General features: G+C 59.5%; 11 protein-coding genes. 6 read left to right on the top strand and 5 right to left on the bottom strand.

All coding sequences use genetic code 11. The features are described from left to right. Positions 1–42 precede the first annotated feature (42 nt). The 3 genes from JWR14_RS33380 to JWR14_RS33370 all read right to left on the bottom strand — a co-directional run bounded on the left by JWR14_RS33380 (position 43) and on the right by JWR14_RS33370 (position 2,498). Entirely contained in the window at positions 43–663 is a 621-nt protein-coding gene (locus JWR14_RS33380) for an NAD(P)-binding domain-containing protein (RefSeq protein WP_299717982.1), read from the bottom strand. A gap of 202 nt (positions 664–865) precedes the next feature. Continuing rightward, entirely contained in the window at positions 866–1,804 is a 939-nt protein-coding gene (locus JWR14_RS33375; protein ID WP_299717980.1) for an SDR family oxidoreductase, read from the bottom strand. A gap of 52 nt (positions 1,805–1,856) precedes the next feature. Beyond that, entirely contained in the window at positions 1,857–2,498 is a 642-nt protein-coding gene (locus JWR14_RS33370; RefSeq protein ID WP_299717984.1) for an NADPH-dependent F420 reductase, read from the bottom strand. A gap of 120 nt (positions 2,499–2,618) precedes the next feature. On the opposite strand from JWR14_RS33370, the gene JWR14_RS33365 reads away from it, so the two are divergent. The 4 genes from JWR14_RS33365 to JWR14_RS33350 all read left to right on the top strand — a co-directional run bounded on the left by JWR14_RS33365 (position 2,619) and on the right by JWR14_RS33350 (position 7,840). Then, positions 2,619–3,071, top strand: a complete 453-nt coding sequence (locus JWR14_RS33365; protein WP_299717978.1) for a helix-turn-helix domain-containing protein — start codon at positions 2,619–2,621, stop codon at positions 3,069–3,071. Between the two features lie 346 nt (positions 3,072–3,417). After that, positions 3,418–3,957 carry a DUF4142 domain-containing protein gene (locus JWR14_RS33360; RefSeq protein ID WP_299717976.1) on the top strand — a complete coding sequence of 180 codons (540 nt, stop codon included), beginning with the start codon at positions 3,418–3,420 and terminating at the stop codon, positions 3,955–3,957. A gap of 533 nt (positions 3,958–4,490) precedes the next feature. Continuing rightward, on the top strand, positions 4,491–5,045 hold the full coding sequence (locus tag JWR14_RS33355; RefSeq protein ID WP_299717974.1) for a hypothetical protein: 555 nt from the start codon (positions 4,491–4,493) through the stop codon (positions 5,043–5,045). A gap of 650 nt (positions 5,046–5,695) precedes the next feature. After that, a complete protein-coding gene (locus JWR14_RS33350; protein ID WP_299717972.1) occupies positions 5,696–7,840 on the top strand; it encodes a TonB-dependent receptor in 2,145 nt (714 codons plus the stop codon). Positions 7,841–7,944: 104 nt separating this feature from the next. On the opposite strand, the gene JWR14_RS33345 is transcribed toward JWR14_RS33350, so the two are convergent. Together JWR14_RS33345 and JWR14_RS33340 are read right to left on the bottom strand one after the other, a co-directional pair. After that, on the bottom strand, positions 7,945–8,376 hold the full coding sequence (locus JWR14_RS33345) for a cupin domain-containing protein (protein WP_299717970.1): 432 nt from the start codon (positions 8,374–8,376) through the stop codon (positions 7,945–7,947). 78 nt (positions 8,377–8,454) lie between these two features. Beyond that, positions 8,455–9,282, bottom strand: a complete 828-nt coding sequence (locus tag JWR14_RS33340) for an AraC family transcriptional regulator (RefSeq protein WP_299717968.1) — start codon at positions 9,280–9,282, stop codon at positions 8,455–8,457. Between the two features lie 95 nt (positions 9,283–9,377). Between JWR14_RS33340 and JWR14_RS33335 the strand changes: the two genes are divergently transcribed. Then, positions 9,378–9,557 carry a hypothetical protein gene (locus JWR14_RS33335; RefSeq protein WP_299717966.1) on the top strand — a complete coding sequence of 60 codons (180 nt, stop codon included), beginning with the start codon at positions 9,378–9,380 and terminating at the stop codon, positions 9,555–9,557. Then, positions 9,554–9,745, top strand: coding sequence for a hypothetical protein (locus JWR14_RS33330; RefSeq protein ID WP_299717964.1), 192 nt, complete (start codon positions 9,554–9,556; stop codon positions 9,743–9,745). Before JWR14_RS33335 ends, JWR14_RS33330 begins: the two co-directional genes overlap by 4 nt. Positions 9,746–9,995: the final 250 nt, after the last annotated feature.

Below are 9,995 nucleotides of genomic sequence, written 5' to 3'. Positions count from 1 at the left end.
GTGATGTTGTAGACCGGCCGGTGAGCACGTGGTGTCGGTGATTCAGCCGACATCGACGTTCAAGGCGATGTCGAAGGTGCCGGTGCCGTTTTTGGCTAGGCCGATGAGCATCAGGCCGAGCGACTCGAGCGTCGAGGCCATGTGCAGGCCGCCGACATCGAACGGACGCAGCCCGAGACTCTCGATGAAGGTTGAGACGCGCGCCTTGGCCTTCGGATCGTCAGCGGCGATGAACGCGTCGAGGCGTCCACTCCGAGCAAGTACAGGGCCGAAGAGGGTGTTGAACGCCTTCACGACATGCGCGCCGGCGGGGGCGGCCTTGGCGATCTCCTGCGCACCAGAACTGCCGTGGGGTGTGACGAGGCCCGTGGCGTCGGGGGAGATCGGATTGGTGATGTCGATGATCACCTTGCCGTCGAGCGCATCCCCGTACTCGGCCAACACCGTCGCCGCATTGGTGTAAGGCACGGCGAGGATGACGATGTTGCCCGCCGGCGCGGCGCCGTACGTCCCTGTGGTCGCTCCGGCTGCGAGCTTGTCGGCCAGCGCCCGCGCCTTGGCGGGGTCGCGGCCGACCACCTCAATGGTGTGTCCAGCCTTGGCGATGCGGCCGCCGATCGCCGTGGCCATGCCACCTGTGCCGATGATGCTGATAGTGCTCATGTGCGGTCTCCTGGTGAGTTAAGTGGTGCTCGTACTTTCTAAACGGGGCATCCCCCGGTAAATGTTCCGTGTGTGCCAAGCCGCGTGGGTCGTCCCCCATGCCGCCCCCGGGTCGACAGAGTCTTTGCACGGATGAATCACGGCTTCGCGATATTGCTGTCCGCCGGGCTCGTTGCGACTCGGCTTCCTGCCTCAGCTCAACTCAGAGGACAGGGAAGTAGTGGCCGTTGTCGAGGTCCTTGAGCAGGCCGGGCTGAGCAGGCTCCCAGCCGAGGGTCTGGCGAGTGATGAGGTTGGACGCCGAGAGATCCAGCGTCACCAAATTCGTGAGGAAACCAAAGTATCCCGGCAGCATCAGTACGTCCACGGGAATGCTCACGGCCGGTAGGCCCAGACGGCTGCCAACGGCCTCGGCGATCTCGCGGAACCGGATGCCCTCGCCCTCAATCCCGTGCCAGCTTTTGCCAGCCGGACCCTTCTCCAGCGCCAGGCGGAACAAGGAGGCGAGGTCGCGGCTGTGCACGGCCGGCCACAGGTTCGCGCCGTCTCCGGGGTAGCCGATGGCACCCTTCTCCTTCGCGAGCCCGATCAGCAGCGGGAGGAGGCCGGCATCGGTCGTGCTGTGCGCGATGGGAGGAATCCGCACGACCGAAGACCGCACGCCCCGCTGCGCGAGGCCGACTACGGTGAGCTCCACGACGTTACGAACCCGCAGGGTCCCCTTGTACGCATCGCCGCCGGGAAGGGCCGGGTCCTCCTCGGTGGCTGGCCGGCCCAGGTTTTCCCACCCAGGCGAGCCAAGGCTCGCCGACACGACCAGCGGCTTTCCGGTTCCGGCTAGTGCCTCGCCATACGCGAGCATGATCTGGATCTCCGCGGCGGCCACGGCGTCAAGACCGCCGGAGGGAAGCAGGTCTTGCCTATGCGCGACGTGGATGACGCCGTCGGACGCAGCCGCCGCCGCCTTGAGCCCATCGAGGTCGGAGATATCCCCGCGACGCACCTTGGCGCCGAGCGCGGACACCGCCGCCGCGGACTTGTCCGACCTGGCCAGGCCAGTTACCTCGTGGCCGGCGGCGATGAGCTCGGGGATGATGTACGAACCGATATGGCCGGTCCCGCCCGTGACGAAAACGTGCATGTTATTGCTCCTTGTAGGCGATGTGATACGAGAAGTGGTGGTACCGGTGCACTCAGCCGAAAAGGCTGATGCCGATTGAGAAGTTGGCGTGCTTGACGGAGTGGATGAGGAGGCCCAGCGACAGCAGGCAGGCGTGCTCCAGCGTCCTCGCCATGGGCAGCGCCCCGGTATCCATCGGGCGCAGTCCGAGGCTCTCGATAAACGCCGAGACGCGTACCTTCGCCGGCGCGTCGTCCCCGGAGATGAACACGTCGAGTGGGTGGCCCTCGGCGGGACCGGCAGCCAGAACGTGGGAGAACTGGGTGTTGAACGCCTTGACGACTTTCGCATCGGCAGGGGCGGCCTTGGCGATCTCCTGCGCGCCGAAACTGTCGCCGGGGGTCACAAAGCTCGTGTGATCGGAGGCGACGGGGTTGGTGATGTCGACAAGAACCTTGCCTGCCAGCTCTTCGCCATACTGCTTTACCACGTTAAGAACGGCGGAATAGGGAACCGCCAGGATGACAATGTCCCCGGCCGGGGCGGCGCCGAACGTTCCTGTCGTCGCGCGGGCTCCGACCTTCTCGGCCAGCGCCCGCGCCTTGGCGACGTCGCGACTCATCACCTCGACGGTGTGACCGGCCTTGGCGGCAAGGCCGCCGATCGCTGCGGCCATGCCGCCTGTGCCGATGATGCTGATGGTGCTCATGTGCAGTCTCCTTGCGAGTTGGGTGGTGCTCGTAGTCACTAGCAACCATCCTATTCACATTACTTGCAAAAAACAAGTAAACTCGGGATTTTACTTGCACATTGCAAGCGATGTTAATATCCAACCATGAAGACGACATCTAAAGAAGACGTTCGGTCCCATTGCGCAGTGAACTACGGCGTGGAGATCTTCGGCGACCGGTGGTCGCTCTTGATCATTCGCGACATCGTTTTTGTCGGCAAGAAGACATATGGCGAGTTCCTGAAATCGGAAGAGGGAATCGCGACCAATGTCCTTGCTTCCCGTCTTGCCTTTCTTGAGGAGCAAGGCATTCTCTCTAGGGCGCCGAGCCCCGACGACGGGCGCAAGGACTTCTACACGATGACCGAAAAGGGCCTGGACCTCATTCCCATCGTGCTTAACATAGTCCTTTGGAGCGCGAAGCACGATTCGAAGTCGTATGTGCGGCGCCGTAAGGAATTGATTGCTCGATTAAGTCAAAGCCCTTTACAGATGAGCGAAGAGGTGAAGGCGCTGGTCCGCGATGGCGGATGTATGTTTCCTGCGAGCAAGGAATGAGCAAGACGGCAAGCGCATCCCGTCACGTCGCACGAACGATATGCACACACCACCGGCTACGAGGTGCAGCAAATAGGGGGCCGATGTCCGAATCGGTCCTGGAAGCCGCCATTGATGTTTCACCGACTCCAGCGGCTGCTCAGGGTCGGGTTGCGGCAGTCACGACCCATCGCCTACTTCGCATGTGCCGCGTGGAACCAGTCGCGCGAATCGATTTGCCAGTCAAGACCAGGACGGCTTTGGGGTAAATTGGACAGCGTCGAACGCGACGAACGCGACGAACGCCGCAACATTCGCATTACGTGCGGTGGCGGACGCTCAAGGACAACTTCACATGGGAGCGAGGATGAAGGGCAAACGCACCGCCGCCGTGCTGCTTTTCGTTCTCGCATGGATAAGTCACGCGTATGGGCAGGGGGAACGTCTGACCGATGGACAAATTGCTGGCGTCGTTTTCGTGGCGAATCAGGCGGAAATTGCGGCAGGAGAGTCTGCGTTGCGCAGAACCCAGTCCAGGAGCGTGCAGGCCTTAGCAACGCGGATCGTTACGGAACATGCGCAGGTCAATCAGGAGATCATCGCACTGACGCAGAGACTGGCGGCAAACCTGCAACGAAGTGCGACGAGCGACGCACTAACGAAACAGAGCGTTGACGACCTTGCGAGGCTCAACGAAGTCGAAACGCGTGGATTCGACGAAGCGTACCTTGATCGGGAGGTCGTCTGCCTTCAGCAGTTGGTCAAAACCGTGGATACCTTCATTCGGTCTGCGACGAGCGTGGAACTAAAGATGCTCCTGGTCCGATTTCGCCCGTCCTTCATCTTTCATCTCGACCAAGCTCAACGATTGAAGTTGGCGATAGGCACTCCGGAAATCGGGCGATAAGTCAGGGCAAGCGCAAACTTCCTTGAGGGGTTTGTTTTGGACATACGCGGTGATCCCTGCCGCGCTGTGAATCGAACGTGCGGTGAGCGACCGGTTGCAGCGGCGGGCGGAGGCCGGCCACCAGCAGTCGCTCGACCGGCAACTCAGTCGGACATTCGAAGGTCGGTTAAGCGCCGCTCCGTCTACATTTTTTTGTTCGTCGCATCATCAGCGATGCGAAGCTTTCCATAAGGCCGGGTGATTGCGATTTCGCTCGAGGAACGCGTACTTCACCTCGGCTCCTTCTTGAAGTACCCGGTCGCCTTGCCTACGTTTTTGCCGAGCAGGGAAAGCCCTACTAAACCCTTTCGATTGGCCGTCTACGCTTACGAGGGGCACGAACACGTCGACCTCTAGCCATTGCCGCTAAAGGCCCGATAACGGGTCAATTAAAACAAAGTATTCCTTTCCAGGCCCAGCGCCTTCGTCCCGGAGCTGACCATCTAACGGTCTGCGTTGTGTCATTCGCTTCGATTTTGAACAAGGAGATGAACATGACCTGCAAGCGCTTCACTAACGTATCGTCCGCCGCCGTTGCGCTACTCGCCCTTAGCGGCACTGCCCATGCCGGGGGAGAATGTTCCGCCGCTACACTCAGAGGTTCGTACTCATTCAGCGTTCATGGAGAATTGCTCGGAATACTAGATGCGAGCATCAACCCAATCGTACTCCACGCGCTTACCCCTCCCATCATCATCGACGGTGTGGCCATTCAGAAATTTGACGGCTCTGGAAGCTTTCAACGAACCGACTTTCTCAACACCAACGGCTCACCCAGAGCCGGACAGACGACGTTCAACCCGAACCAGCACGGCACATATACGGTCAACGCAGACTGCACCGGTACGATGCATATCGTGTACGACAGTGGCGCGGTGCTCGACGCTCAAATCGCGATTGCGGACAACGGGCAAGTTGTTAAGGGCATTATTAGCAACGAGACGGTCCCCTCTTTCGTCCCGGTTCCCGGCGCTTCATGTATGGCAGGCTGTGCACTGGGCGTCCAGGTGAGTCTTGAAGGACAAAAGACTAGCGGCCGCGACCACTGAATCTATAGCGGACCGCGTTGGAGGTGAAGAGGTTGCGCCTCGCTAGCGAATTCTGGCCCACGTCCACGCTAAGATCGCGTACCCGTCACATTGGAGGCAGCAAAGGTGTGGGAAGGGACATCCGCCTCTTCCCTTTTTAAAAATTCGACCGTCGAATCGCCGTAAAGGCACTCCGCAATGGCCGAAATCCCCCTCTCCTTATGCGGATCGCCGAACGGCTGTCGTACCTTGAAAGCCGCCATGGAGTCGCGCTGGGTCGACAGGCCGCAGTGGGTCGATGTAAGCCGATCTCCATCCGTCGCTGTTCCGCCAACCCCGGTCATTCGCGAGCGCTTTGACTCGGACATTGAAGGCCCATTTGACCCGAAACAACGGACTTTTGCTTGCCATTCACGTCCGTCGTGACGCCGGCAGCTGCGGGCACTGGGTTTGCATTTTTGTCATGTCGAGAACTAGCAGCGTGGTCAATCCAGCATGAATCGCCGCGTTGGGAGACTCGTCTTCCGCGTCGCCAAATCAACCCATCAAGCCGACCCACTGGTGTCTTTGCGTCCTTCGAAATAGACCGTTGCTATCAGTGAGTTGATTCTTCAGTATGTTTCACTGTATATAACGTAAGGAAATTTTTTCGAATATTCGTAAGGGCTGGAATGAATCACAAAAAAGTTGTGTGGATGGTCGCGGTGATCGCACTTCCGGGAGCACAAGCACAAGCACAGGCACAAGCAAGCGTTTCCCTGCCGGCCATCTCGATCACTGAAAGCAGCCTTCCTGCCGTGCCCGACTACAACCCGCTAAGCGCGGTGTTTGGTCCGCTGGGTAACCAGTCGATTCTGAACGCACCGACGTCAATCACGGTGATTCCGCAGGACGTGATCGTCAACGCCCAGGCGCGTACGGTCAACGATGCCTTGCGTTCGCTTCCGTCAGTCATCATCCGGAACCAGCAAGGCTATGAGGTGTCGCGTCCGCAATCGCGGGGCTTTCAAAGCGGCATCGTGCAAAACACCAGGCTGGATGGTTTGAACGTCATTGGTACAACGGCTATTCCGACCGAGAACCTGTCTGGTATCCAGGTCCTGAATGGACTTGCCGGCTCGTTATTCGGACCGGAAACGCCTGCGGGTGTATTCAACTACATACTGAAGCGTCCCACCGATACAACGACTGCACAATTTACAGAGGGCTATAGCTCGGACAGCGTTTTCACCGAACAGGTCGACGTGGGCGGCCGTACCGGTCCCGATAACGCGCTAGGCTATCGCTTCAACCTGGTGCACGGCGAAGGTCAGAGTTGGGCTCCTGAAAGTAATGTCAATCGAACCTTGGTCAGTGGAGACTTCGACTTTCATATCGATGACAGGACAGTCATTGAAGCGGACTTCAGCCATTATTCGACCGACATCACCGGCCTTCCCGGAAGCATCGTGTATGACGGCGGCAAAAGCACGTTGCTGCCGAGCGCGGTTGACCCGACCAGGCTTGGCTACGGTCAGCCGGTCGCCGGCTCGGACCTGGTGACGAACACCGCGCTGGTCAAAGTCAAACACAAGTTCAACGACAACTGGAGCTTCGAAGTTGGCGGCCTTTACCAGAATTCGGAACGAGGGCTTTACGGGATCACCAATGCGTTGACCAACAACGCCGGCAACTATACGGTGACCAAAAACTTCACTGCGATTCCGCACTTCACGATTAGCAGCAACACGGCAGCTCTGAATGGCCATTTCGACGTGTTGGGCTTAAGAAACGACGCGACGATCGGGACGAACGGGTTCGTCAACAATCAGTATTCGTCGCGAAACTCCATAGCGACCGTGCTCGGCAGCGCCAATCTCGCGAACCCGGTCGTACTCTCGTCGCCACCGGTTCCCGCTACGGGCGGCCAGTATCAATCTGCTTCGTTGATTGAACAATCCATCGTGACGGGCGACACCCTCCACTTGAACGATCAGCTTGCGCTGCAAGGCGTCCTGAGCACCTCGTTCCTGCACGATACAAGCTTCAATGCCGCCGGAAAGGTCACGAGTTCCGATGATCACAATGGCGACTTGAGTCCGACCGTCAGCATTATTTACAAGCCGCTTCCTCAGCTCACTACTTACGCGACGTACTCGGACAGTATAGAAGAAGGCGACCAGGCACCGGCGGGCACCGCGAACGCCAATCAGTTCATGGCACCCTACAAGGACAAGCAATACGAGGTCGGCGCGAAGTATGCAATGTCCGATGATCTACTTGTCACATTGGCTGCATTTCGAATGACTCGTCCGCTTGCTAACACCAACGCGCAGACCAATGTGTTTTCCGTAGTAGGTACGCAGATGAACACGGGCGCGGAGCTGTTCGTCCAGGGGGATGTGCTGCCGTACCTGAGTCTCTTCGGCGGTGTGACCTACATCGATGCACGCCTGAAAGGCACCGGAAACACGGCGACGAGCGATAAGCTGGTCGTTGGTGTTCCGGAATTCAAAGCGGATCTCGCGTTCGACTACCACCCTGACTTTAGCCAGGGCTTCGGCCTGACCGGAGCCGTTCATTACGAAAGTGATCGAGCGGCGACCAACACGAACAACTCTTTTGCTCCTGCCTACACCACGCTGGACCTGGGAATGCGGTACTCGGCGCATTACTGGAATCATCGCGAAATTTATCGTTTCCAGGTCATAAATGTTACGGACAAGGAATACTACTCATCCATTGCGGACGGGAATATCGTGGGAAGCGCTGGCGCCAACACAGCCTACCTGGGTCAACCGCGGACCTTCATGGCAAGCCTGGAACTGGACTATTGAAAACATAAACCCCCGTCAGCGGGCGAGACGTCGAACCACCGCCCCAAATTGACTCGCCCAAACTCGCCCGCTCCGCCTCTGACATGTCAAATGCCGGAAGCCCTTCAAACCCACTGATCGTTCTCGACGGTACGCTCGCCCTTCGCGCCATCGCCTGTGTTCACCACACCTCTCGGCTCGATCAGCAGCATCTTCACTTCCGCATTTGCACTGGGCCTATGCTCAACGCCCTTCGGCACGACAGCCATCTGACCGGCTCGCAGCACGATCGAGCCATCGCCCGAAGGCCCCCCGCGAACGTCGATACGCAATTCGCCTTCTAGTACAACAAACGTTTCGTCAGTATCGGCATGCCGGTGCCACGGAAACTCGCCTTCGACCTTCACAACCTTGAACTGATAGTCGTTCATTTCGGCGACAACGCGCGGTTGCCAGTGCCCGTTGATCTGCGCGATCTTGCCGATCAGGTCGATGGTCTGGCACTGGCCGCGCTCGGCTGGCGCGTCGATGTGCTTCGGGTTCTGGAATTGGGACATCGTTCTCTCCGCTGAAAGGTTAATGCGTCGAGGATACGCATGCTCCTGGCGGCTGTATTGAACGATCGTGGGTGTTTTTCAAACGCGCTGGATGCCGCCCGCGACCCGGAGCCAATGCCCCGGCGTCAGTCCGAATGTCTTCGTGAAATGTCGCGTCATGTGGCTCTGATCAGCAAAGCCCGCGGCTGCAGCAGCTTCAGCGAGCGAGGTATTGGCGAGCAGCATGCGCCGCACCGTATCTAGGCGCCGCATCGTCAGATAACGGTACGGACTCGTGCCATAGAACGTGCGGAAATCGTGCGAAAGGCTCCAGCGATCGCGGCCGGTCGCCGCTTCAAGTTCGTCGAGCGTGACGACCCGGGCACAGTTCACGTGCAGATAGTCGCGTGCGCGCCGCGCCGCGAGGAAATCGCCTGCCGGGCGCCGTGCGGGCGTGCCGGCAACTGCGGCTAACGCGTGCGCCAGCTCGGCGAGCGCATCGCTCTGCTCGAGCGGCTCGAGCGTATGGCCGATATGTTGAAGCAAGGTCGCGGTTGCCGCCGCAAGGCGCACATCGGTCGTCACGCCGCCGTCGAGAAACGGCAGTGCGCGTCCGCCGAGCACGTCCTGAAAGAGCGCGGGTTCAACATAGATCATCCGGTACTTGAATCCATCGTCCGTGCCCGCCTGACCATCGTGAGCCTCGTCGGGATGAAGGACGATCGTGTTGCCGGGAAGGCTGTTTCGCTGACTGCGCCGATAGTTGAAATTCTGGACGCCGGCGAGCGTGCGGCCAATTGCATAGGTGTCGTGCCGGTGCATGGCATACGCCTTGCCGTGAAACCACGCTTCAATGCGCTCGACGCCTTCTATAGGCTCGGCACGTCTTACCCAGTCGGGACACAAGAGCGATGCTGGACGGTTCACGATGGTTGGCCCTGGACGTTTCGAGGTGTCGCGCCGCAGCGCGGTACGCGGTACAGCGCGCGGCCTCGACCCAGATTGTCGCACGGGACGGTCGCGTGGTTTCCATTGCCACGCAGGCGGGTTATGCGCTCGGCCTGCTCTTCTTCATTCCGCTCGGCGACAAGGTGGAATTTCGCAAGCTCTTCGCGCTCACATTGTCGGCGTCCGTCGTTGCGCTTGTCGCGATGGCGGCTGCGCCCACACTGCCTTGGGCCGTGGCGGCGAGCTTTATATGACGGTCCGCTTTGCGGGCGGTGCGATCGGCGCGACGCTTGGCAACTATGCGTGGAGCGTGTGGCATTGGCCGGGAGTGTGCGGCGTCGGGCTCCTCTTTGCTAGCGCCTCAATGCTGCCGCAGATCATTCCCGCGTTCGGCCAGCGACCGCTTGGCAGGCGACGCGAGAGAAGCGCCGACCCTGGATAGGCGATCGGACGATCGCACCAGACGGATCGCACTGCCTTGGGCGTATGGATGGACCGGTCGCTTCTGAGCGCTGTGGCGCAACAGACCGTCAGTTAGCGGCCTGCATAAGGTAATGTGAGCGTACTTAACTTATTGCACCTTTCCAAACGATGACAGACCTGTATTCAATTCGTCGCGCCCGTGCTACTGACCTCCCCTCGATATATGCCGGCGAGCTCGACTATATTCGTCAGATCGAGCCAGAGCAGGA

This window comes from Caballeronia sp., from assembly GCF_028292365.1.
Classification (GTDB): Bacteria; Pseudomonadota; Gammaproteobacteria; order Burkholderiales; family Burkholderiaceae; genus Caballeronia.
The sequence above is the reverse complement of the archived record's forward strand: the minus strand, read 5'-3'. Positions and strand labels throughout refer to the sequence as shown.